This is a genomic window from Janthinobacterium paucivorans (assembly GCF_051380805.1).
GTDB lineage: Bacteria > Pseudomonadota > Gammaproteobacteria > Burkholderiales > Burkholderiaceae_D > Janthinobacterium > Janthinobacterium lividum_D.
The window spans coordinates 199705-224108 of sequence record NZ_JBNYXR010000005.1 but is presented as its reverse complement, the minus strand read 5'-3'; the positions used below and the strand labels follow the sequence as shown (position 1 = coordinate 224108).

Genomic DNA, 24404 nt, shown 5'->3' with positions numbered 1-24404 from the left:
CCTATCGATAAAATTTCAGGGCGCATAAGCCGCGACAGACGGCGCACCGGCGCCCGGATCAACCAGGAAAGCTGCCGATGATGCGCGCACGGTCCTGCGGTTTCATACTCGACAACATGGCGCGCACAAAACCTTCCTGTGTCGCATAGGCGGCCCTAGTATCGCTATTGATACTCGATACACGTACCAGCATGGCATCGGGAATTGCGCCGCTTAAGCCATAGCGCAGTTCCTGCATGCGCTGGTCTATGCCGGGAGTGAGCGCCTTGTCGCCCACGGTAATCCAGTAAGTGATCGGTTCCTGGCGCGGGCCACTGATGGCATATAGCCGTTTCACCGGTATCGTGCCGTATGCTGTGCTAATCTCGCCGCGGCCCGATTTCTGCACTTCGAAACCTTGAGCGCCATAGCAGACTTCCGGCAAGTGGACAGCCATATTGCTGCTCTGGTCGCCACCATAGGCGATCGATAGCATGACGCGATTTCCTTGCAGATCGACATACGTACGCGACAGAGTCTGGTTATATATCCTGTCCAGGCGCGCCTGGGTTTCCGGATCCACTTGCAACGGGATGATGCTCGTATCGATGGTCCAGCCGTCAAATTGAGCGGGAATGATCTCAGCGAGCTGGAATTGGCTCTTGCTGTCCGCGATCTTGACGCTAGGCGTCAAGTGCTTGGCCAGACCGGCCGACGCCACCATCAGGATGCCGGCAAGCATGCTGGCCTTGACGGACTTACTCATCGATTTCATGCCCGGCTCCCCAATGCTGCGCGTGCGCGCAATTTAACGATCCATTGCAGCAGAGTATCAGCAGACAGGATCAAGATCAGCGCCGTAATGAACAGCACCATGCCGGCAAAACCGTGCAGGAAACCCTGCCCCGCCGCATCACCGAAATAATAGGTAATCAAGGTCAGCACGATGACGCGCACGACGTTGGCCGAGAACGAAATCGGGATGATCAGGATGGCCAGAGCGATATTGCGCAGGGCCGAGGTGTGGCGCACGACATTCAGATAAAACAGGCCCAGTGCCTCCAGCGACAGCAAGGTCTGCAGGCCTGCGCACGCGTCCGCCACCATCAGCTGGTACTGGCCGATCTGCAGTATCACGCCCGTGCGGGCAATAGGGTAAGCGGCAAAGAACAGCAGGTGCTCGACCACGTACGACACCGCCATCTTCATCGGCATCGTCAGCATAATCACGAGCTGGGCCGGCAGAGGCACCATGAACAGCATGAAGAAAAAGGGAAACCACAGCACCTTTAGGGCGCGCAAGCCCCGTTTCAGCAGCAGGATCGCGGCGAGCATCCAGATGAAGGAAGCGATTTCAAAGGCTAAGATATGTTGCGAGCGGCCCAGCACGTACAGCACCAAGGCGATGACCAGCGCTACCCAGCCCAGAGCGCTTGGTTCGGTAGCGCTGGTTTTTTCCAGCATGTACGGCCAGTTGCGCCAGATCAACCACAGCGACAGGAACAGGATGATGGGGCCATGCGCCTGCTCTTCCGTCGCCCAAATACCGCCAAAGAGGCCGATAAACGACGGGATGTACATGGCTAGCATGCCAACGGCCAGCGGCAGCCATTCCGGCAGATACTCCTTGCATTGCTGCAAATTCACGCCATTCCAGCGCTTGACTTGCGTATTCATTTAGAAATCTACCATCACGGAACCAACCACCTTGGCGCCGCTCTGCACGATTTGCTCGGCCATGGCGTTGATATCACTCAACAGGGATTGATCCTTGCGCGCCACGATCAGCACGCCACCGGCGCGCGCCGCAATGGCCATGGCATCGGAACCGAGGGCGTAGGCAGCCACGTCATAGATGACGATGTCGAACAACGATTCGATTTCCGTGTTCAGGTTGGCAAACGAGCTACGGCTCAGCAACTCTTGCGGATTCGGCGGCAAGGTGCCGGCTCCCAGCACGGACAAGTCGACGAACGATTCGACCTTGGTAATGGCGTCAAGCTGGGCGCGGCCAGCGAGCACGTCGGACAGGCCCTGGCGCGTCTGCACGTCAAAAATCTCATGCTGGCGCGGATTGCGCAAGTTGGCGTCAACCAGCAGGGTGCGCTCGCCCAGTTGCGAAAACACCACGGCCAAGTTGGCGGCAAACAGACTGGCACCGTCGCCGGACGCACCACCCAGTACCACCAGCGCCTTGTGCCCGCGCGCAAACCAGCGCAGCATGAGCTGGCTGCGAATCGCTCGCAGTTTTTCCACTTGCGGAGTGAACGGTTCGTAAGCCGCGACCAGCAGTTGCGAATACTTGCCCTCGCCTTTTTGCAGGTAGGGATAATCAAACTGACGTGCCAGCACCTGCTGAATGTCGGCTTCTGTGATCAGCCCTAGGCGCAGGGCCGCTTCGCCGAAGCGGATGCCGAGTTCTTTTTGCATGCGCAGGACACGCTCGGCGTTCTCTGGCGTGATCTTGCCCGACTCGAGCAGCAGACCGCCAATACTGGAGTCGCCGGTACGTGGCACGGTGTTCATCGGAATAGGTAGCTCGGCTTGATTCATCATCTTATCCATGTTTAACGAAGGCGCAGGCGGCGCGGAAGGATGCCGTTCAACACACCTTTTTTGCCTGGCGTCTTGCTGGCGTTCCAGTCAATCGAGCCGAAGACGGGAATTTGCAGCGCATCTTGCAAGTCAGCTTCCGAACGCACGCGGCGATACAACATCTCGATCACGATGGCGAGGCCCACACCCAGCAAAGTGCCGAGGAAAATCGAAAGCAAGGTATTGAGTAGCACGCGTGGACCGGCAGGATCGGTCGGCGGGACGGCCGGATTGAGCACGGAGACATCCGACTGCTCCGCCTGTCCCTCGATGCGCGTCTGCGACAAGCGCTGGGAAGTCACGTCAAAGGCGCGCTGGGCGCTTTCGACATCCTTCATCAGCACGCCCATCTCATCGCGGGTACGGTTTAGTTCCAGCACCTTGGTTTTTTGCGCCTGAAGAGCGGCGCGTACTGCCGCTTCGCGCTGCTGCATGATCTGTGCGTTATTACCCACGCTGCTAGAAGTATTGGCCAACTGGTCGCGCAGATCAGCGCGCAGTTTGTCGACTTCCGCCTTGGCGCTCTCGTATTGCGGGTGATTGCGACCCAGGCGCTGGGCGATTTCCGCCAGCTTGCCTTCGGCGTTGCCCAGACCAATTTTCAGGTTCTGGATCAGCGGATTCGACGAAACGTCGGGCGAGGCCATGCCATTGCTGCCCTGAGCCATGCGCTGGCGCGACGACGCTTCCATCGCCTGGCCCTGGACCATGACCAGCTGCGCCGACAAGTCATTCAAACGGTTCGACTCTACATCAAGGCGATTGTCGACGCTGACGATGCCATTGTCCTGCTGATACTTGGACAGCCGGCTCTGCGCCACTTCCAGGTTATCGCGCAACAACTTGGTCTGTTCACTAAAATACGTTGAGACGCGGCGCATGGGATCGACCTTCAGCTGGATGCTGATCTTTTGGTATTCGTCCGCAAAGGCATTTGCCACGGCAGCGACGAACTGCGGGTCGCTGCCCTTGAAGCTGATATCGACTACGCTGCTTTCGCGCGAAGGCACAATTTCCACCTTTTTCAACAGCAGATCGGCCAGCCAGTCGCGCACGGTGCCGCCCTTGCCTTCGTTCGCCTCATTGAATTGCGCGATCACGGCCGGGCTTTCCGCCAGTTTCAAATAATCGACAACGCGCAAGGCAACGTTCTTGCTGCTGATGATGTCGATTTGCGTCGCCATGAAACCGGGCAACAACTGGCCCGGCATGGGCAGGCCGGTCAACGGGTCGACACCTTTGTAGTTCAAGAGCAACGAACTTGTCGCCTTGTATGTTTTAGGCAAGAGCAGACTAACCGACAGCGTGCCGAGCACAGTAACCAGCAGCGTGATCAAGATCAACTTCTTGTGTGCACGCAGGATCAGTAGGAGCTGTGACAAATTCATGAAAAAACCTCAACACAGAATGAAAAACATCCGGCTTGTGCCGGAAAGATACAGAACCAGGCTTAGAACAGGCTTTCCTGCACGTACACCATATCGTCAACTTGCAGCAGGTCATCATGCTTGGCCTTAATGATTTCCAGCTTGCCAGCCTCGTCACGGCGCTTGATACGAATACCGCGCTCGGTGCCTCGCTGCGTCAAGCCACCGCCGACGGATAATGCCTGCAACACCGTCATCGAACGCTCAAGGCGGAAGGCCCCCGGGCGCTGCACTTCGCCGTAAATATAGAAGCGCGGCGCGCGCTCGACAAAGATCACGTCATTGCCGGCCACATCCAGGTCGCGGTTCAAGTCGGCCGAGCGCACCATATCGACGATGTCGACGATTTCACGCGTCGTATTACCATTACGCTTGCGGATCACGCTGACCGCATCGCCGCCGTCCTGGCTAACGCCGCCGGCCATAGCCAGCATGTCCATCAGGCTGCGCTTGCCTTCAATCGGATAGCGTCCGGGACGATTGACCTGGCCCAGCACCGACACTTGCTGGCTTTGCAACTGCGTCACGATGATGTTCACCTGTGCCTTGCGCAGGAAGCCGCCTTTTTCCAACAAACCGCCCAGCTTTTTTTCTGCTGACGAGACCGACAGACCGCCCAGGGCAACATTACCGACCAGAGGGAAGGTGATTTCGCCCGCCTCGCTGACGCGCGTTTCTAGGGCCAGATCGGGATTGCCATAGACGGAAATTTTCAATACATCGCCGGCACCAAGCTGTATATCGGCAGCGCCGGCAAAACCAGCACTCAAGGCCAGCAGAGTGGCCATGCACCACATCAGAAGTCGTTTCATGATTCGCTTATTCCATTGATAAGTTAATTAGCTAAACTAAAATGCTGGTACTTACTTTAAGCCAGCAACGCCACGGTCATTTGCTTCCGAGGAACTCTGCGCCGGAGCAGGCTGGGCCGCAGCTTCCGGAGCAGGAGCCGAAGCCGGAGCTGGCGCGGCGCTGCTAGCGGCTGCCGATGCCGCCGCCGGAGCGCCATCCTTGCCCAGGTACTCGATCTTGGCGGCGGCACGCAAACGCTTCAGTTCAGCATCGGCAGCATCCTTATTTTTCTTGTTGAACATAAATTGCTCAATCTGCGGCTCGGCCTGCGCCAGGGTCACGGGATTGTCGCTGATATTGGCCAGAGAAATGAGTAATGTGCGGTCGCCCTCGCGAATAATGAACAATTGGCCCTTCGGCATCGACAGCAATTTTGCGCTCAGCTCAGGCGCCAGGTCCGAGCTGGTACGCGATAGCTGGGTACGGGCATACTTGACCTTGTTCGCATCGAGCCAGGCAGCAACATCGTCCAGCGTCTTCGCCGCATCCATGGCAGCCTTCAGCTTGTCGTTCATGTCGGCGCTGGCAATGACCAGTTCACGCATGTCGAACTGCTTGCGTTCGGTGAAAAATTGGGGATTCTTGTGGAAGTACTCCTCCACTTCCTGCTTGGTTGGACGCGCGACCGTGCCGACGCGCTTTTGCATGTAGGCTTGTGCAACGATCAGCGCCTTGGCGCGTTCGATCGCCTGCACCACCTTGGGATCGCGGTCCGTCTTGTCCTTGACCGCCTCGTTCTGCAATAGTTGGCGGTCGATCAGCGATTCGAGCAACTGCTTGCTGGCCGCTTCCTGCTGCGGCGCCTGGACATTGGCGCGCTGCATCTCTTCATTCAGCTGAAAAACGGTAATTTCTTCCCCATTCACGCTCGCCAGCGCCTGACCAGGCTTTTTTTCTTTATTGCCACAAGCGGACAATCCTGCGACGGCCAGCAACACCATGGCAGCACACAGCAGGCGCATCGGCATGGCAGGCTTGGAAGACATACGGGCGATTTGCGATTGGTTCAAAATGACTCCTTCGATTCAGGTAAGGAAATCCGCTGCTAGTTTTAAACAGATTTCGAATGAAATTATGGGCTTGCGGCCACATGATTATCAATATAATAAATATGATACACAGTGTATTAGCTTGCTAGGAAACTATTTGCTTAAAAATCTATTAAAAGATCTTATAAACAACTATTTTATCAGGAACACAAACACTGACATACATGCCAACTAGAAAATAATTTTCAAATTAAAATATTTACTTTTAAGCAATGCCCACTAACACCATACTGCACAAAACTTGGGCACAGACCAATACAGCAAAGCGGCTGGGATCGGGCAAGCCCTTTAGGCGCAGATTTTTTGCAACGTAGCTGTGGACTTCGCTGGGCGGGCGACGCGCCGGCGCACGCCACAGGCGCGCCCGCCACGAGGCAAGCGACGCGCGTTCAATGCGCATTGTCACGCTTCAGCACCACCTTGACGGTACGCAAAATAATCCACAAATCGAGCCATAGCGACCAATTACGCAGGTAATCGAGGTCAAAATGAATACGTGCTTCCATCTTGTCGATTGTTTCCGTCTCGCCACGCAAGCCATTCACTTGAGCCCACCCGGTAATGCCCGGCTTGACCTTGTGGCGCAGCATGTAGCCCTTGATCAGCTTGCGGTACTGTTCATTGTGCGCCACCGCGTGCGGACGCGGTCCGACAATGCTCATCCTCCCCTGCAGGACATTAATGAACTGTGGCAACTCATCCAGAGAGCTGCGGCGCAGGAAACCGCCTATGCGCGTCACGCGCTGATCGCCCTTGGTCGCTTGCACCACCTTGTCGCCATCTTCACTGACCGTCATCGAGCGGAATTTATAGACAATAATTTCCTCCCCATACAGGCCGTAGCGGCGCTGCCGGAAAATCACCGGCCCCTTCGATGTCATCTTCACAGCGATGGCAATCACCAGCATCACAGGCAACAACATCACCTGGATCAACAGGCCCAGTACAATATCACTACCCCGTTTGACCATGCCATTAATGCCCGTGAACGGCGATTCGCGGATGGCGATCACAGGCATGCCACCCACATTGTCGAAACGCGCCTGCATCAAGTCAAAGATATAAATATCGGGCAGGAAGTACACGGAAGCCGTCGTATCCTGCAATTCATCGAGCATCTTGCGGATGCGCGGCTGGGCAGAAATGGGCTGGCTGATAAATATCATCTTGATATTGTGTTCGCGCACATAGGCGGCGATATCGGCCATCTTGCCCAGCATTGGTTCGCGCATCGTTTCTGGCCAGCGCTCATCCGTGCGGTCGTCAAAAAACCCCCGCACTCTCATGAACAGATTCGGATTGCGCTCTACGGTTGCGGCAAATTTCAGGCTGGCATCGTTGGCGCCGATGATGACTACGGAGCGCACTTCGCTGTCACGTCCGGGATCAGCCGCCATGCGCCGCGCGGCGAGGTGACTGAGCAGTATGATGAACGGGGTCAGCACCAACCAGGCCAGCACCAACTGGTGGTCATAATGAAACGCCAGCTCCGTCGCCGCCCCCAGGAAAACGAGAATCAGGGCCGTGATGCCCCAGCCGACAAAGACATCGCGGGCATAGGCCAGCATACGGCCGCTGCGCCAGGTGCGATAGGGATCGACATACTGAAACACAGACGAGGAAATGAAAAACGCCAATATCATCAGTACCAGCGAATAACCGGTAAAGGGCGAACCAGACAAGGCGGACAACAGATACAACGTACCCATGATGATCAGTGGATCAAGGATGCGCTGGAAGAAGGAAATTAAGGGGATATCATTGACCGTCATAGTACTCTTCATAACTGGACACTGGCGCTAAAGGAAACGCCTTTGGCGCGGTAGCTGCCTGTATTGATAATCGGCGCGCCCTCGCGCGTCTCACGGAAGGCATTCAGGCCCAGCTGAATGCTCGGCGTGGGCAGATAGGTCACTCCCAGCGATTCGGTATGCGAGTTATCGCTGACATTGACCGGCAGCACCAGGCCGCTGACGGACGAGAAATCGCGCTTCTCGCGGCGCAGTTGCGCATCCATGCGCACCTTGGAAGTGATATCCCAGGAGGCGGCCACGCTGGCGCCGTTATTCAAGCTGCTCGATATGAGCGCATTTTCCACGGTTCCAAACTCGTGCCACAGTGAACCGGTGAAGCGCACCTTGCCCAGTGGCGCCCAATTCACTACGACGCGGCCATTGGCACCGCTCGAATCGCGCTCCGAATTAACGGAGTTGCTGCGCCGCACCAAGCCGCCCAGCAGCTGCACTTGGGTAATGGCGCTGTACACCCAATAGACATTAGCCTTCATCTCATCCTGCGTATAACCGCGGTCGAGGCCAAACTGACCACTGTTCAGGCGGTTCGGGTAGTTCCCCTTGAGATGACGAAGTTGAACGCCGATGCGACTGTTACTTGAAGCCAAGTAATCCAGCCCCAGTTCCGAGGCGTTTTCCACGCGGTTGGAAACGCGCTGCGATAGCAAATCGTACGAATAGCGCTCACGACTATAAGCGCCGCGCACGCGCCAGCTCGGATGGAAACGCCAGCCGCCATCCACGTACTCGCGCTGGCGCGTACGCAAATTACGTTCGACGCTCTGGAAATCACTGAACGGCGTCAGGGTTTGCGAGTACAAGGCGCCCGCGTGACCGTCAAGATGGTTGCCGAGATGCCACTCCAGGTCGGCTAGGAAATCCTTGCCGCTATAGTTGAACTGATCAAAGTGCTGGAACGAGACACGCGACCACTTCGCCTGCCCGCTCAAGATCTGGCGTCCGAACGGCCGGTTGACGAGGAATCCCGCTTGTATCTGGCGCGAGGTATCTGAACGGGGACCGTTGTAGCCGGGCACTTTGTCGTCGAGGCGCAACAGGTTATCGTCATAGGAATACGACGTCGACAAGAACGGAACAATGGTATCGCTGAGCGCAGCCACTGCCGTCGAACTTGCCATGCCGCATACAAGGATGACGCAGGCGGCACGCAGGCGGGATTTGAGCGGCATGCCAGGCAACTTGCATGCGCTGCTAGGCACGCTTTGGCAAGGGGAATTCAACATGGGTATCGTCTTTTGAGAGAGCAAACAGTTGATCGGCAATATTACCAGTAAGTCCAGTGTCCGCCATAAACAATCCACAGGCCCAGTACGCCATTCGTGACGCCGTGCGCAAGAATCGGCGACCACAGGTTCTGACTACGCATGTACAGCAGACTGTAGGCGGCGCCGGCAACGATGCCGGCCAGCCACAAATTGTGTTCAAAGCCAAACAGTACCACACTGACAATAAAAGCCTTGGCGCTCGCCAGGCATGGCTGGAATTTCAGGAAATCAGCAGCATCGATCCAGCGCAGCAGGAAAGAGCGCCAGAACAACTCTTCCATCACGGGCACCACGAGGGCAGCACCAGCGATACGCAGCACCACCAGACTCCATGCGATCTGGCCGTCGCTACGCGGGTCGAAGCCAGCGGCGCTACCGATCGTCATCCAGCTGGCGCTCAGATTAATCCACAGCAGAAAAACCACGACTCCCGTGGCCAATGCCACCGCCAAGGCGCGCGCACCCAAGGGCCGCCAAGCCAATTCCGTATAGCTACGGCGCCAGTACAACAGCATGCCCAACACGACGCCGATCTTGACGGCGTACAGCCAACGCAATTCCTGCGAAGCAACACCCAGGCGAGCGAGCATGTCGGCAATGAAGATGAAGGACAAATAGGCCAGGAATGGCGCCACCCTGGGCAAGGCAGCGCGGTCAAACATAGTGCCGCGCATCGGAGGAGAAGCCACGCGCCGGACGCAGTGGTCCGGAGCGCGTGTTTTTTATGAAAAACATGCATTCCCCGATGTAATAAATATAATTATATAATTATATCAAACCAGAACGTTTCCGTGGCAAATAATACTGATTTAATTACAACAAGAAATGCAAAAAGGCATCAACCGTTGGCGCGCGCCTCGATCAGCTCCCATTTCTCCAACGCTTCCAGCAGTTCACCTTCAATTTCGGCCACGCGCGCGTTCAGGCGCTTGCCTTCGGCCGGCGTCTTCTTGTAGAAATCAGGGTGCGACAATTCGGCAGCGAGCACCGATTGCTCGTCTTCCAGCTTGGCGATCAGCTTGGGCAATTCTTCCAGTTCGCGCTGCTCCTTGTAGCTAAGCTTTTTCTGCTTGGCCGCCGGTGCAGCGGCATCGACCTTCACAGCTGGCTTGCTCGCTGGTGCCGTGGCGATCGGCAAGGTGCGCACGCGCTCCCAGTCCGTGTAACCGCCGACGAATTCGCGCCACTTGCCCTCGCCTTCGGCGACGATCACCTGCGTGACCACGTTGTCGAGGAAGGTGCGGTCATGGCTAACCAGGAAGACGGTGCCAGTATATTCTTCCAGCAACTCTTCCAACAATTCCAGAGTATCGATATCCAAGTCATTGGTCGGCTCGTCGAGGACCAGCACGTTGGCCGGCTTGGCGAACAGGCGCGCCAGCAGCAAACGGTTGCGCTCGCCACCGGACAGCGACTTGACGGGCGAACGCGCGCGTTCCGGCGCGAACAGGAAATCGTTCAAATAGGTCATTACGTGACGGCGCTGGCCATTGATCTCGACCCAGTCGCTGCCTGGCGCGATGGTTTCCATCAAGTTTGCCTCTTCGTTCAGCTGCGTGCGCATCTGGTCGAAATACGCCACTTGCAACTTGGTACCGAGGCGGATGCTACCCGTGTCGGACTCTTCCTGGCCCAGGATCATCTTCAGCAGGGTGGTCTTGCCGGCGCCGTTGGCACCAATCAGGCCGACTTTGTCGCCACGCAAGATGGTGGCACTGAAATCTTTGACGATGACCTTGTCGCCATAAATTTTGGAAACGTTTTCCAGGTCTGCCACGATCTTGCCCGAGCGTTCGCCGGCCGACACGTCCAGTTTTACCTGACCTTGCTGGTCGCGGCGCGCATTGCGCGTCAGGCGCAGCGCTTCCAGGCGGCGCACGCGGCCTTCGTCACGCACGCGACGCGCCTTGACGCCCTTGCGTATCCACACTTCTTCCTGCGCCAGGAACTTGTCGAACTTGGCGTTTTCCACTTCCTCGATTTCCAGCTGCTCGGCCTTGCGAGTCTGATAAGCGGTGAAGTTGCCCGGATACGACAGCAAACGACCGCGGTCGAGCTCGATGATGCGCGTGGCCACGTTGTCGAGGAAGGAGCGGTCATGGGTAATGAACAACACACTGCCCTTGAAGTCGCGCAGCAAGCCTTCCAGCCACAAGATGGAGCTGAAGTCCAGATGGTTGGTTGGCTCATCGAGCAGCAGCACGTCGGGTGCCGACACCAGCGCGCGTGCCAGCGCGACGCGCTTTTGCATCCCGCCCGACAGGGTTTTCATCAACATATCACCCGTCAGATTTAAACGGTCGAGCACGGTTTCCACCTTGTTCGGCAAGCTCCACGCATCGGCCGCATCGAGTTTGACCTGGATGTCGTGCATGCGTTCCATCAATTCGTCGTCATTGCCCTGGCCAAACTGGCCCGTCAACGCATCGTATTCCTTCAGCCATGCCTGCGATTCACCCATGCCGGAGGCGACGGCGTCGAACACGGACATATCCGGGTCGAATTGCGGTTCCTGTTCCACATAGGCGATCTTGATGCCTTGCTGCATCACCAACAAGCCGTCGTCGAGCTTGAACTTGCCCGAGATGACTTTCAACAGCGACGATTTACCCGTGCCGTTGCGGCCGATCAAGCCGACCCGCTCCGTGGTTTCCAGTGAAAATTCCGCGTGATCGAGCAGCGCGACGTGACCGAACGCAAGTTGCGCCGATGAGAGAGAAATGACAGCCATAATGAGTAAGAGTGCTCGGGCGCCGTTCCCTGCACACCGCGTGGTGCGCAAAACAGCCGCCGATTAGATGAATGAAGCACGCATTGTACCGATATCTCGGACTTCAATCGCCATCGACCAGTAATTTCGCCCGCAGGGACTCGGGCCGCCGACGCGCGCTGCGTGGAATGTGGTGTCGCCAGCAGGAATCGAACCTGCATTTAAGTCTTAGGAGTACCTTGTACTATCCATTGTACGATGGCGACACGCGCAGCGGCATTATACAGGGTGGCGCGCGCCATGGACATAGTGAACACTGGTGCGCGAGGCGAAAATCCGGCTGGCGACGTCGGGCTATGGCTGCGTGGCTGGCAACAGAACCTGTCGGACCTGCTGCGCAGCCATGCCATGCGCCACCTTGTTCCAGTGCCCGTCCATCGGCAGGAAATCGAGCCGTTCGCCACGTTGGCGCCAATGTTCCTCGAACACGGGCTGCATGTCGACCACGGTGTGGCCATTCCTCCTGACCTGCGCCATAAAAACCTGGCGATCATCGCCGTGCCACGTGGGCTTGCCCTTCTTCGGCTCGTACAAGGTATTGCGCTCGCCATCAATGACAAAGACAATTTTCATATTAGCAACACCCTGCACCGCCTTTATCTGCCTAAAATAATAATCAAGCATCTGATCGCGTGCCGCCGGCGCAGCGTTAAAGCCCCCTGTCATAGGGGCTACCCTCAGCAGCGACGAGATCCAGTCCGGAAGTTTCAGATTGTAATAGGCATAGCGCACGAGAGCCGAGTGCGCCATCCAGCGCTTGAGCTTGGATTCGACATACTCAACATGCACCGTACGCACGCCATCGGGACCGGCCACGAACTGGTTGTGGCTACGCGATGCGGGCAACAACAAGTTGTTCAAATTACCCGAATCGATCAGCACGACGACGTTACGCGGATGCAAGCGAGGCGCATAGTAGCGCAGCAATTCAAGCGTATCGGCCAGGCCGTTTCCCGAGCTGGCGGCGGAATACACGGCGCCGCCCAGCATGCTGTCTAGCGCCCCCTGCAGGGTGTCCGGGTAATCGAGCATCAGACTTTCGACGAAGCTGTCGCCTAACACAAGCACGGCGGCATCCGGCTGAAAATCGGCGGAATTGGCAAATCCCTGCCTGTTGGTGACGCCACGGCGCGCATTCGACAGTGCCCATCCATAGGAATACACATAATGTTGTCCGGGCATGTAACGGCTGAGCGGCATGCTGGGGCTACTTTGATCGAGGCGCAAGCCGGATGATACCGGCAGACACTGCAACACAACTTCGAGCACCAGCGCCATCAGCAGCACACCGATTCCTATCGTAATGGATGAACGCATGATGATTTAAAAGTTAAAGTACAGAAATTCGGACACGCCGCGGGTCTCGCTGATCGACAGCAAAAATAGGCACAGCAACAGCATGGCACCCATCAACAGGTTGCCGCACCGGCCTTCCAGGCGATTTTCCTGCTCAAGGCGCAAGCCACGGCCCAGCAGGTCATAGGCATTTGGCAAAAAGAACACGATCGCGGCACAGGCGCCGAGCCACCACAGGCAAGTGCCAAGCTCCATGATGCGGTTTATTCCAAGCACAGTTCCGCGCATCGCCGGCGTCAGGGTCCCCCCAAACATAGCATGAAGCACGTCTACAGCCACGCCCACGGAAGTGGCGCGGAAGAAGACCCAGGCCACGACCACGGCTAGAAAGGTGGCACACGCGCCACCCAGACGCAGTATCAGGTTGCTGCGCCCTCCCAGCAAATGCCGCAAGGCATGGTTAATAATCAGATAAATACCGTGCAACATGCCCCACAGCAAGAACGTCCAGTTGGCGCCATGCCACAGCCCCCCCCAGCAACATCGTCAGCAGCAGATTTCGATAGCGCTGGAACGCGCTCTTGCGATTGCCACCCAGCGGAATGTACAGATAATCGCGCAGGAAATTGGACAGCGTGATATGCCAGCGACGCCAAAAATCGATAATGGATGCCGCCTTGTACGGCGAGTTGAAATTGATGGGCAAGACAATGCCAAACATATAGGACAAGCCATAGGCCATATCGGAGTATGCCGAGAAATCGAAGTACAGCTGGAAGGTATAGGCCAGCGCGCCAGCCCATGCTTCAAGCATGCTCAGGTGCTGATGGTGCAGGTCAAAGACTGGCCCCACGAAGCGCGCCACGCCATCGGCCAAGACGACTTTTTTGAACAGGCCGATGGTAAAGAAACTCAAGCCAACAACCAGCCGAGCGCGGCGAAAGACATGGCGGGTCGGCTCCGAGAACTGCGGCATCATGTCCTTGTGATGCAGAATGGGACCGGCAATCAGATGGGGAAAATACGTGACGAACAAGCCGTAACTTTCGGGCTGATAATCCTTAACCTTGCCGGCGTGGCAATCGACAAGATAGGCGATTTGCGTGAAGGTGAAGAATGAAATACCGATGGGCAAAGTTATCCCGATGGGTTCGATGGGCGCCCCCGTAAACGCGGCGATATTGCTCAGCAGGAAGTCAAAGTACTTGAAAAACACGAGCAAGGACAAATTGAAGGTAAGGCCGCAAATCAGCCATAGCTTTGCCTGACGCAGCCTGCCCTGGCTGTGGTGCAGCGAAATGCTGCGCCCGACGGCAAAGTTAATACAAATGGAAAGGGCCAGCAAGGGCAAGAAGGCAATATCCCAGTAGCAATAGAATGCAACCGAGGCCAGCAATAGAAAAATGATGGAAAGGCGCAGCGAATGACGCGACAGGACAAAGTAACCAAGCAGTGCCAGCGGTAGAAAAATGAGGAAAAATGAGAAGGTATTAAATAACACTACAAGATCCAAGCGTGGGTGATTATTCGTACGACAATATCAAGCTCGGGCGACTGCCATCCGATGAGCTAATGGCCATCAATCATTTTTCTGACTAGACAGATGCTGCCATATCGCCTTTTTGCGTCAGCAGCGGGCGCCCGCGCGCCGCTCCTGCGACACGCGCAAGAGTACCCGATATCAGTCCAACAGCCGCCTTTAACTGCGAACCGTTGCCTGCCTCTCGCGAAAATGTAGCCCAGCCAGCAAGATCAGCCCCGCCAGCATCAAACTATAAATGCCAGGTTCAGGCACGGCGCTGATACTGAACACCTGGATCGCACCATAAGTGATATTCGGATTCGTAAACACCGAGCCATCAATAAGGCTAACGCCACCGTTCGGCTGGCCTAAATAATTATAGCTGTACAGCGATGAGTAACCGCCATGCGTCAAATCCTGTGGCACGTAAAGGTCATGGCCGACGCCGAAGGTAGGGCCGTATTCGATGTGATTAAAAGTCTGGCCGCTACCGATGGTATCGCCGTTGAAATATTGCTTTAATTGCGGCAGCATCAGTCCCGATGTCAGGTTAAAGATAAAAGCTGTGCGGTCGCGGTCTTCCTGCGTCGTATTGTAGGTGCCCGACGAACTCCAGCTTTGCGGATTATAGCCGCCCACCAGCCAGGTCTGCCCCGATGCGTTGGTGGCCTCCATGACGGAAAAAGTACGCCCCTTGCCATCGGACGCCTTGTGAAAGTCCAGCGAGGTATCGCCCGCAGCCTTGGTATAAATATTCGTCAGCGACAGGCGCCCTTCGCCGAGCCACGTTTCCAGTTGCGTCTTGTAACTAGGAGAGAGTAGCGAGGTGCCGGAATCGGCTTGCGCACCCAGGCAAACAACCATGCCGACCACCGCCAGCGCCATGCTTTTTGCTGCTCTAGAATTGTTCTGCATCCGCTACCTCGACTGTCAGTATTTAAAACCGGCACGCTTTCCGGTTGCCAAATATAACATGAAAGATAATTTTTTTATATTTATTATTTACATACCAATATGCAATACCGGAAAGTCAGCCCACCAACACCGCCGTCACCTCAATCTCCACCTTCGCTCTGTCCTCGATCAGACCAGCCACCTGCACCGCCGTCATGGCCGGAAAATGCTTGCCGATAATTTCCCGGTAAGCCACGCCGATTTGTGGATATGCCGCGACATATTCCTTTTTGTCGAGCACATACCAATTCATGCGCACGATGTGTTCGGGCAAGGCGCCCGCTTCGGCCAGCACGGCGACGATATTGTGCAAGGCCTGGCGTACCTGCCCTGCAAAGTCGTCCGTATGGAACTGGCCCTGCGCATCCCAGCCTATCATGCCGCTGACGTACACCGTGCGCCCGCTGACGGCGATGCCGTTCGCATAGCCGCGCGGCCTGGCCCACCCTGGCGGTTGTAGAACTTGCATATTGCTTTCCTCACTCTGTGTGCGCTTCATGCCGTTCATGCGTTGTCCGCCTCGCGCAGCAGTTCGCGCGCGATGATCAATTGCTGTACTTCGCTGGCGCCCTCGTAGATGCGCAAGGCGCGAATTTCCCGGTACAAGCGCTCGACAGGGTGCCCGCTGACCACGCCCATGCCACCGAACAGTTGCACGGCCGCGTCGATCACCTGCTGCGCCGTTTCCGTGGCCGTCAACTTGGCCATGGCCGCTTCCTTCGTCACCTTGCGCCCCTGGTCGCGCTGCCAGGCGGCGCGGTAGGTCAGCAGCGCGGCCGCGTCGATGCCGGTGGCCATCTGCGCCAGCTTGGCCTGCGTCAGCTGAAAATCCGCCAGCGTCTGGCCGAACATCTGGCGCTTTGTCGCATGGCGCAGCGCTTCATCGAAGGCGCGCCGGGCAAAGCCGAGGGCGGCGGCGGCCACCGATGTGCGGAACACGTCGAGGGTCGCCATCGCCACCTTGAAGCCCTGGCCTGCCTCTCCCAGGCGCTGCGACACGTCCACGCGGCAGTGATTGAAACGCAGGCGCGCCAGCGGGTGCGGCGCGATCACGGCGATGCGCTCGGCGATTTCCAGGCCGGGATTGTCGGCGTCGACGATGAAGGCGCTGATGCCGCGCGCACCGGGCGCCTCGCCCGTGCGGGCAAACACCACGTAAAAATCGGCGATGCCACCGTTCGAGATCCACGTCTTTTCGCCATCGAGCACATACGCGTCGCCATCGCGGCGCGCCGCGCATGCCATGGCCGCCACGTCGGAACCAGCCTGCGGCTCGGACAAGGCAAAGGCGGCGATGCGCTTGCCGCTGGCCACGTCCGGCAAATAGCGCGCCTTGTTCTGCGCGCTGCCGAACAGGCCGATGGCGCCCGAACCCAGGCCTTGCATGGCAAAGGCGAAATCGGCCAGGCCGTCGTGGCGCGCCAGGGTTTCGCGCAGCAGGCAAATGGCGCGCGTGTCGATCTTGCCATCGATGCCGGTGGCATGTGCGAGCCAACCGCCCTGCCCCAGTTGCGCCACCAGCGCGCGGCAGGCCGCATCGACGTCACTGCCATGGGCAGCGTCGAGGTGCAGCGTCGCCCAGGCATCGAGTTCGCGCTCAAGTTCGGCATGATGCGGCTCAAAAAACGGCCAGTCCAGGTAAGTCGTGTCGCGTGTACTGCTCATTGTGCTGCTACGCATGTCAATCGCCCTCAAATTGCGGTTTTTCCTTGGCCACGAAGGCGTGATAGGCGCGGTGAAAATCGTTGGTGGCCATGCAGATGGCTTGCGCCTGCGCTTCCGCCTCGATGGCCTCATCGACGCCCATATTCCACTCCTGCTGCAGCATTTTTTTTGTCATGCCGTGCGCAAAGGTGGGGCCGCTGGCCAGGCCGGCGGCCAATAGCTGCGCCGCCTGTGCCAGTTCTGCCGGCTCGACCAGGCGGTTGAGCCAGCCCCAGCGCTCAGCCTCCGTGCCCGGCAGCGAGCGTCCCGTGTACAGCAGTTCGGCGGCGCGGCCCTGGCCGATCACGCGCGGCAGCAAGGCGCAGGCACCCATGTCGCAGCCGGCCAGGCCCACGCGGGTAAACAGGAAGGCCGTCTTGCTGCGCGCCGTGCCGATGCGCATATCGGCGGCCAGCGCCAGCATGGCGCCGGCGCCGGCGCAAATGCCGTCGATGGCGGCGATAATCGGTTGCGGGCAGGCGCGCATGGCTTTCACCACGTCGCCCGTCATGCGCGTAAACGCCAGCAGGCCGGGCATATCGAGTTGCGTCAGCGGGCCGATGATGTCGTGCACGTCGCCGCCCGAACAGAAGTTATCGCCGCTGCCAGCAATGACTACGGCCTTGACATCGTGCGCATGCGCCAGCGCGCGGAATAGATCACGCAACTCCGCATACGAATCGAAGGTCAGCGGGTTTTTGCGCTCGGGGCGGTGCAGGGTCAGGCGCGCTACGCCTGCTTCGACGGAGAACAGAAAATGCCGCGCGGCGTAATGGCCCAAGCTGGCGCGGTTGCCTGGCAGGTCTTGCGGCTGGCCCGGTAGATGGCGCATGGTCAGTCCTTTATGGCGATGTCATTTAGCTGCTGCTTCATGTGCGACAGCAGGTCGATCAATTGGCTTTTGTCGTCCGGCGTCACGCCCTGCAGCAGTTCAGCGATCCAGCCTTCGTGCACCCTGGCCATGTCGTCAAAGGCGCGCCGCCCGGCCGGCGTCAGCTTGACGCTATACGCGCGGCGGTCCTGCGGATCGACCACGCGCAGCACCAGCTTCTCCTGCTCCAGTTGGTCGGTGATGCCCGTGATATTGCCGCCCGTAACCATCATGCGCTTGGACAGTTCGCCCATGCGCAAGCCTTCGGGAAAGCGCTCGAGCTGCGCCATCAGATCGAAGCGGGGCAAGGTGATGCCGAAGCTGGCGCGCAAGCGTGTGCGCACCTCGTTTTCTATTTTCACCGTGCACGAGAGCATGCGCAGCCACAGTTTGAGCGACTGGTGGTGATCCTGTGTCAGGCGGCTGGCCAGGTCCAGCTCCGGTTCGGCCTGCAGAAGGTCGCGTTGATTATCCATTTTATCCATTGTCTACATGACTTCACCGCCGGCGACGGCGATCGATTGTCCATTCATGGCCGCTGATGCAGGCAGGCATAGCCAGGCCACCGCATCGGCCACTTCGCGCGCCTGCACCAGACGTTGCTGCGGATTGGCCGCAGCCAGCTGCGCGCGCGCCGCGTCTTCGTCGCACCCCGTCTTGCGCGCGATATTTTGCACGGCCTGCGCCAGCATCTGCGTTTGCGTGTAACCAGGGCAGACGGCGTTGACGGTGACGCCGTGCGGCGCCGCTTCGAGGGCCAGCGCGCGCGTCAGGCCGATCACGCCGTGCTTGGCGGCGACATAGGCGCTGACATAGCGATAGCCCTTCAGGCCCGCCGTCGACGCCACGTTGACGATGCGCCCCCAGCCCGCTTCCAGCATGGCCGGCATGGCTGCCTGACAGCAGTGAAACACGCCCGTCAGGTTCACGGCCAGCATCTGCTGCCAGATGGCAGCGTCGGTCTTGCCGAACGGCGCCGCGTGGGCCTGGCCGGCGCTATTGACCAGGATATCGATGCGGCCAAAATGCGCGGCAGCCTGCGCGAAGCCCGCTTGCACGGACGCTTCCACGCTCACGTCGAGCATGCAGATGGCCACCCTGCCAGCATAACCGCCCTCTTCCAGTTGCAGGCGCGCGCGCGCCAGCCGCGCGCCATCGCGCCCGGCCAGGGTAACGCGGGCGCCCGCGTCGAGCAAGGCGCCCGCGCAGGCCAGGCCGATGCCGCTGCCGGCGCCCGTCAGCAGCGCGTGCTTGTCGGCCAACGCGCCGTCCCGTCGTTCCCTGTTCATGTCATCCTTCCAGCAGCCGCGCGGCCACCTGTTGCGAGGTCAGGCCCGTGCTGGCGGCAGCCAGCTGGCGTTCGCGCTGCAGATTGCGCTCCAGTTGCAGCTGCGCGGGCCGGTACTGTTTCGGCCACGTTGCGCCTGCCCCGGCGCCACTGTAGCCGATGCGTGCCATTTCCGTCAGGGTCCAGGCCGGGTTGGCCAGGTGCGGGCGGCCCACGGCGCACAGGTCGGCGCGCCCGGCGGCGATGATGCTGTTGGCGTGGTCGGCTTCAAAAATCGAGCCGACAGCCATGCTGGCGATACCTGCCTCATTGCGCACGCGGTCGGCGAACGGCGCCTGGAACATGCGTCCGTACACCGGCTGTTCGAGTTTGCTGACCTGCCCCGAGGAACAGTCGATCAGGTCGGCGCCGGCCTGCTTGAACAGGCGCGCGATGACGACCGCATCGTCGGGCGTGATGCCGCCTTCAACCCAGTCATGGGCCGAAATGCGCACGCTCATGGGTTTATCTTGCGGCCAGGCGGCGCGCATGGCGCGCAATACGCGCAGCGGATAGCGGCAACGGTTTTCCAGGCTGCCGCCATACTCGTCCGTGCGGCGGTTGGTCAGCGGCGAGATAAAACTCGACAGCAGATAGCCATGCGCGCAGTGCAGTTCCAACCAATCGAAACCGGCGACGGCGGCGGCCAGGGTGGCGCGCACAAAATCGTGTTCGATGCGCGCCAGGTCGCCAGCCGAGGCTGCGCGCGCCACCTGCGACACGCCGGCCAGATATTGCTGGCTCGATGCGGCCAGCAGCGGCCAGTTACCGTCCTCCAACGGCAGGTCGATGCCGTCCCACATGGGGCGCGTCGACCCTTTCGGCCCCGCGTGGCCCAACTGCAGGGCGATTTTCGCATCGCTGCTGGCATGCACGAAATCGACGATGCGCTGCCAGGCCTGCGTGTGCGCTTCAGTGTACATGCCAGGACAGGCGGGCGTGATGCGCGCATCGGCCGATACGCATGTCATCTCTGCAAACACGAGCGCAGCGCCGCCCATGGCGCGCGCGCCCAGGTGCATCAGATGGTAGTCGCCCGCCACGCCATCGACGGCGCTGTACTGCGCCATCGGCGAGACGGCGATGCGGTTTTTCAGCAGCACGCCGCGCAGCCGGAAAGGCGTGAGCATGGGCGGCATGGCCTCGTCGGGCAGCGCCACGCCCGCCTGTTCGCCCGCGCGCCGCGCCAGCCAGCGCTCGTAATCGGCCACGTAGGCGGGATCGCGCAGGCGCAGGTTTTCATGCGAAATGCGCTGGCTGCGCGTGAGCATGGCATAGGCAAACTGCGGCGCCTCCATGGCGCTGTAGCGCTCGACGTTTTCAAACCACTCCATGGAATTGCGCGCCGCGCTCTGGATCTTGAGCACCTCGATGGCGCGCAGCTGCTGGTAGGCCGCCAGCGCAGCGTCGGTAGCAGCAGCGCTAACAACAGCGGTAGCAGCAGCGTCGGCATACTGGCCAAAGCAGCGCGCCAGCTCGATGGCGTCTTCCAGCGCCAGCTTGGTGCCCGAACCAATCGAATAATGCGCCGTGTGGGCCGCGTCGCCCATCAGCACGACAGGCACCCCATCCTGCCGGTGCACCCATTGCCGGCAAACGATGCGCGGGAAGGTGATCCACTGCGCCGAGCCGCGCAAATGCGGCGAGTTGCTCAGCAAGCCATGGCCATCGAGTTCCTGCGCGAACAGCGTTTCGCAAAAGGCAATGCCTTCTTCCTGGCTCATGCTGTCGAGCCCCGCGGCGCGCCACACGTGTTCGGGCGTTTCGACGATGAAGGTCGATGTATCGCCGTCATACTGATAAATATGCGCCTGGAACCAGCCGTATGGCGTCTGGCGGAAGGCAAACGTGAAAGCCTCGAACTTCTTGCGCGTGCCCAGCCAGACGAAACGGCAATGGCGCTGATCGATCTCGGGCTGGTAGCTGGCCGCGTAGCGCGTGCGAATGCGGCTGTTCAAGCCGTCGCTGGCGATCACCAGGTCGGCGCCGTACTGGCGCGCAATGGCCTGGTCGTCCTGCACTTCCGTCTCGAACTTCAGCTGCACGCCAAGTTCCTCGCAACGCGCCTGCAAGATATTGAGCAAGCGCTTGCGGCCTATGCCACAAAAGCCATGGCCACCGGAACGCACGCTCTCGCCCTTGAAGCGAATCTCGATATCGTCCCAGTGATTGAACGCCTGCAGGATGGCGCGCGCGGTCGGCTCGTCCGCATTGGCCAGGTTGCCCAGGGTCTGGTCGGAAAACACCACGCCCCAGCCAAACGTGTCATACGGGCGGTTGCGCTCGATAACCGTGATGCGGTGCTCCGGGTTCTGCTTTTTCATGAGCAGGCTGAAATACAGGCCGGCGGGGCCGCCGCCGATGCAGACAATATTCATGCGGTATCCGTGCGAAGTTTGAAGCGCTGCAGCTTGCCCGTTTCCGTGCGTGGCAGGGAAGACAGGAAGCGGATGGCGCGGGGATATTTATACGGGGCGATCTGCTGGCGCACGAAGTGCTGCAGTTCGGCCGCCAGCGCATCGCTGGCCAGGCAGCCGTCCTTGAGCACCACGTGCGCCTCGACGATTTGGCCACGCTCGGCATCGGCGCGCCCGACCACGGCGCATTCGGCCACGGCCGGGTGGCACTGCAGCGCCTCCTCCACTTCCGGGCCGGCGATGTTGTAGCCGGCCGAGACGATCATGTCGTCGCTGCGCGAGCGGTAATAAAAATAGCCGTCGCCGTCCATTTCGAAGGTGTCACCGGTCAGGTTCCAGCCATTGCGCACATATTCGCGCTGGCGCGGGTCGGACAGATAGCGGCAACCGGTGGGGCCTTTCACGGCCAGGCGGCCCGTCACGCCGGACGGCTGGGGCACGCCGGCATCGTCGACGATGCAAGCCTGGTAGCCGGGGATGGCCTTGCCGATAGCGCCGCGGCGTATGCCCTCGCCGGTGGCGGAAATGAAGATGTGCAGCATCTCGGTAGCGCCAATGCCGTCCACCATGGCCAGTCCCGTCGCGACCTGCCAGGCGTCGCGCGTGGCCAGCGGCAGTGCCTCGCCGGCCGACACGGACAGGCGCAAGCTGCGCACCTCGTGGCGAGTAGCGAGCGGCGCCATGAGACGGTAAAAGGTCGGCGCCGTGAAGCAGATAGTGGCCTGGTATGCATCGATGGCGCGCAGCAAAGTCTCGGGTGTACATTTTTCCAGCAGCACGGCGCAAGCACCAAAGCGCAGGGGGAACAGCAGCAAGCCGCCCAGGCCGAAGGTAAAGGCCAGCGGCGGCGTGCCGATGAAGATATCGTCGGCGCGCACCTGCAGCATGGAGCGGGGAAAACAATCGCAAATGGCCAGCAAGTCGCGGTGCATATGCATGGTTCCCTTGGGCACGCCCGTCGTGCCCGAAGTAAAACTGATCAGGCAGACATCATCGGCCGCCGTATCGTGCGCAGGAAAGGCGACAAACGCGGTGTCGCGCGCTGCCATGCGCTGTTCCAGTTCGCCGTCATCGGCGCCAAAGCACAGCATCGGCGGGCATGTCGACACGCTATCGAGTTCCGCACGCAAGGGCTGCGCGCACAGCACGGCATTCACTTGCGCCTTGGCCAGGATGGTAGACAATTCACGCGCGCGCAGCAGCGGCATGGTGGGCACGGCGATGCAGCCGGCCTTCAACACGGCCAGCAGGCAGGCGGCCATCATGGGGGTATTCGCGCCGCGCAGCAGCACGCGGTTGCCGGGGATCAGGCGCAGGTCGGTCTGCAACACATGGGCGATGCGGTCGACCTGCCGCGCCAGCTGCGCGTAAGTCCAGCGCTGGCTATCGGCAAGGATGGCGATGCGCTCGCCGCCACCGCTGGCGACGGCAGCATCGAGCAGTTCGGTGACGCAATTGAGACGCGCCCGATACTGCAGCTCGGGCAAGTCAAGGCAGAGCTGCGGCCAGAGTGCGCGCGGCGGCAGGTGCGCGCGCGCAAAGTCGTCCTGGGGAGATGCCATGCTGGGCGTAGGGTCGCTGCTCATGCTCATCCTGGCTGGTGGCGGGCGCGTGCACAGGGCCCGGAAGTAAATACTTTAAACCTAAAGTATTTTTCCGGCAAGCGAAAAACAGCAAATTCAATACACCTGACAAACCGTAGCGAGCCGATGTGCGGCTCGGCCCCCCCCGTTGGTCTGAGAAGCGGAACTGTGCTTTAGCACAGTGAGCATCGGAGGCCGCAAATGGCGACGCGCAGTCGGTTTTGTTATGGCGTTTCAGTCGACGCCGTCCTATTGTCGCAGCAGGCGCACCTGTTGTACTACGCTGCGCGCCAAGGCAGCCAGCGCCGCCTGTATCTGGCCGCCATCGAGCACCGATGCCTGCAGCACGTCCATCATCGCGGCCTGCGCGCCATGCAAACCCAGGGTGCGGCAACCGAGGTGCAGGCGTTCGAGCTGCTGGCGCGCCTGCGCCGGTTCGCCGCGCGCCAGCAAGGCGTCGACCTGTTCGCTGGCCGCCGCTATCTGGCCCTGGAAGCCCGTCAAATAGGACTGCAGGCGTTCGCCGTCGATATCGAGCCGCTGCAAGGTGTCGCGCGGCGTCTCGGCCGGCAATGCGCAGAGCTCGAAGCAGGCATCGATATGCTCGCGTACCTGCTGCGGCTGGAAGGGTTTGACGATATAGCCAGCAGCACCGGCCTGCACGGCGTCACGCACCGTGTCCTGGTCATTGGCCGACGACACCAGCACCAGCGGCATGGCATCGAGCGTGCTGTCGGCGCGGATTTTCTGCAGCAGTTCCATGCCCGACAGGCGCGGCATGCGCAAATCGCAAAAGCACAGCGACGGACGCAAGCCCCCTGCGAGCTGCTCCCAAGCCGCTGCGCCATCCTCAGCTTCCACGATATCGTGCACGCCGCAGCTGTCGATCAGATGCATCAACACCATGCGCGACACGACATCATCGTCAACTACCAGTACTTTCATTGCTTTCTCCATTGCCGGCAGCGTCGGGGGCCTG

General features: G+C 59.6%; 22 protein-coding genes and 1 tRNA gene. All 23 read right to left on the bottom strand.

The window, feature by feature from the left end:
* Positions 1 to 58 precede the first annotated feature (58 nt).
* Positions 59 to 754 (bottom strand): exosortase-associated protein EpsI, B-type, encoded by a 696-nt coding sequence (gene epsI, locus ACQ4V8_RS08545; protein WP_070345589.1) that lies wholly within the window; start codon positions 752 to 754, stop codon positions 59 to 61.
* On the bottom strand, positions 751 to 1656 hold the full coding sequence (gene xrtB / locus ACQ4V8_RS08540) for an exosortase B (RefSeq protein ID WP_010395859.1): 906 nt from the start codon (positions 1654 to 1656) through the stop codon (positions 751 to 753). Before xrtB ends, epsI begins: the two co-directional genes overlap by 4 nt.
* Positions 1657 to 2532 carry a chain length determinant protein tyrosine kinase EpsG gene (gene epsG / locus ACQ4V8_RS08535; protein ID WP_010395854.1) on the bottom strand — a complete coding sequence of 292 codons (876 nt, stop codon included), beginning with the start codon at positions 2530 to 2532 and terminating at the stop codon, positions 1657 to 1659.
* A gap of 14 nt (positions 2533 to 2546) precedes the next feature.
* Positions 2547 to 3962 carry a chain length determinant protein EpsF gene (gene epsF / locus ACQ4V8_RS08530; RefSeq protein ID WP_010395851.1) on the bottom strand — a complete coding sequence of 472 codons (1416 nt, stop codon included), beginning with the start codon at positions 3960 to 3962 and terminating at the stop codon, positions 2547 to 2549.
* Between the two features lie 62 nt (positions 3963 to 4024).
* Positions 4025 to 4813 carry a polysaccharide export protein EpsE gene (gene epsE, locus ACQ4V8_RS08525; RefSeq protein WP_029496235.1) on the bottom strand — a complete coding sequence of 263 codons (789 nt, stop codon included), beginning with the start codon at positions 4811 to 4813 and terminating at the stop codon, positions 4025 to 4027.
* A gap of 51 nt (positions 4814 to 4864) precedes the next feature.
* Positions 4865 to 5839, bottom strand: coding sequence for an EpsD family peptidyl-prolyl cis-trans isomerase (locus ACQ4V8_RS08520; RefSeq protein WP_010395847.1), 975 nt, complete (start codon positions 5837 to 5839; stop codon positions 4865 to 4867).
* Positions 5840 to 6291: 452 nt separating this feature from the next.
* Complete coding sequence (locus ACQ4V8_RS08515) at positions 6292 to 7674, bottom strand: undecaprenyl-phosphate glucose phosphotransferase (protein ID WP_010395845.1); 1383 nt, start codon at positions 7672 to 7674, stop codon at positions 6292 to 6294.
* Positions 7675 to 7682: 8 nt separating this feature from the next.
* Positions 7683 to 8885: an XrtB/PEP-CTERM-associated polysaccharide biosynthesis outer membrane protein EpsL gene (gene epsL, locus ACQ4V8_RS08510; protein ID WP_261980729.1), complete on the bottom strand. Its 1203-nt coding sequence runs from the start codon at positions 8883 to 8885 to the stop codon at positions 7683 to 7685.
* A gap of 95 nt (positions 8886 to 8980) precedes the next feature.
* Positions 8981 to 9643 (bottom strand): CAAX prenyl protease-related protein, encoded by a 663-nt coding sequence (locus tag ACQ4V8_RS08505; RefSeq protein WP_436571234.1) that lies wholly within the window; start codon positions 9641 to 9643, stop codon positions 8981 to 8983.
* Between the two features lie 176 nt (positions 9644 to 9819).
* Positions 9820 to 11712, bottom strand: coding sequence for an ATP-binding cassette domain-containing protein (locus tag ACQ4V8_RS08500; protein ID WP_070345590.1), 1893 nt, complete (start codon positions 11710 to 11712; stop codon positions 9820 to 9822).
* Between the two features lie 170 nt (positions 11713 to 11882).
* Positions 11883 to 11957, bottom strand: a tRNA-Arg gene (locus ACQ4V8_RS08495).
* An 88-nt stretch (positions 11958 to 12045) separates the two neighbouring features.
* Positions 12046 to 13038, bottom strand: coding sequence for an SGNH/GDSL hydrolase family protein (locus ACQ4V8_RS08490; RefSeq protein ID WP_010395838.1), 993 nt, complete (start codon positions 13036 to 13038; stop codon positions 12046 to 12048).
* Positions 13039 to 13074: 36 nt separating this feature from the next.
* Positions 13075 to 13536, bottom strand: a complete 462-nt coding sequence (locus tag ACQ4V8_RS08485; protein WP_436571233.1) for an MBOAT family O-acyltransferase — start codon at positions 13534 to 13536, stop codon at positions 13075 to 13077.
* Positions 13508 to 14548, bottom strand: a complete 1041-nt coding sequence (locus ACQ4V8_RS08480; protein WP_436571232.1) for an MBOAT family O-acyltransferase — start codon at positions 14546 to 14548, stop codon at positions 13508 to 13510. The genes ACQ4V8_RS08485 and ACQ4V8_RS08480 overlap by 29 nt, the downstream gene beginning before the upstream one ends.
* A 198-nt stretch (positions 14549 to 14746) precedes the next feature.
* Positions 14747 to 15454: a PEP_CTERM-anchored TLD domain-containing protein gene (locus tag ACQ4V8_RS08475; RefSeq protein WP_436571231.1), complete on the bottom strand. Its 708-nt coding sequence runs from the start codon at positions 15452 to 15454 to the stop codon at positions 14747 to 14749.
* A gap of 145 nt (positions 15455 to 15599) precedes the next feature.
* A complete protein-coding gene (locus ACQ4V8_RS08470; protein WP_010395830.1) occupies positions 15600 to 15992 on the bottom strand; it encodes a RidA family protein in 393 nt (130 codons plus the stop codon).
* A 35-nt stretch (positions 15993 to 16027) separates the two neighbouring features.
* Positions 16028 to 17203, bottom strand: a complete 1176-nt coding sequence (locus tag ACQ4V8_RS08465) for an acyl-CoA dehydrogenase family protein (protein WP_261980732.1) — start codon at positions 17201 to 17203, stop codon at positions 16028 to 16030.
* A gap of 1 nt (position 17204) precedes the next feature.
* Positions 17205 to 18059 (bottom strand): enoyl-CoA hydratase family protein, encoded by an 855-nt coding sequence (locus tag ACQ4V8_RS08460; RefSeq protein WP_010395825.1) that lies wholly within the window; start codon positions 18057 to 18059, stop codon positions 17205 to 17207.
* A 2-nt stretch (positions 18060 to 18061) separates the two neighbouring features.
* Positions 18062 to 18574 (bottom strand): MarR family winged helix-turn-helix transcriptional regulator, encoded by a 513-nt coding sequence (locus ACQ4V8_RS08455; protein ID WP_010395823.1) that lies wholly within the window; start codon positions 18572 to 18574, stop codon positions 18062 to 18064.
* A gap of 12 nt (positions 18575 to 18586) precedes the next feature.
* Positions 18587 to 19387, bottom strand: a complete 801-nt coding sequence (locus ACQ4V8_RS08450) for an SDR family NAD(P)-dependent oxidoreductase (RefSeq protein ID WP_436571230.1) — start codon at positions 19385 to 19387, stop codon at positions 18587 to 18589.
* 1 nt (position 19388) lies between these two features.
* Positions 19389 to 21803, bottom strand: coding sequence for a bifunctional salicylyl-CoA 5-hydroxylase/oxidoreductase (locus ACQ4V8_RS08445; protein ID WP_436571229.1), 2415 nt, complete (start codon positions 21801 to 21803; stop codon positions 19389 to 19391).
* Positions 21800 to 23428 (bottom strand): AMP-binding protein, encoded by a 1629-nt coding sequence (locus ACQ4V8_RS08440; RefSeq protein WP_436571228.1) that lies wholly within the window; start codon positions 23426 to 23428, stop codon positions 21800 to 21802. The genes ACQ4V8_RS08445 and ACQ4V8_RS08440 overlap by 4 nt, the downstream gene beginning before the upstream one ends.
* Before the next feature lie 246 nt (positions 23429 to 23674).
* On the bottom strand, positions 23675 to 24370 hold the full coding sequence (locus ACQ4V8_RS08435; RefSeq protein ID WP_436571227.1) for a response regulator: 696 nt from the start codon (positions 24368 to 24370) through the stop codon (positions 23675 to 23677).
* Between the last annotated feature and the right edge of the window lie 34 nt (positions 24371 to 24404).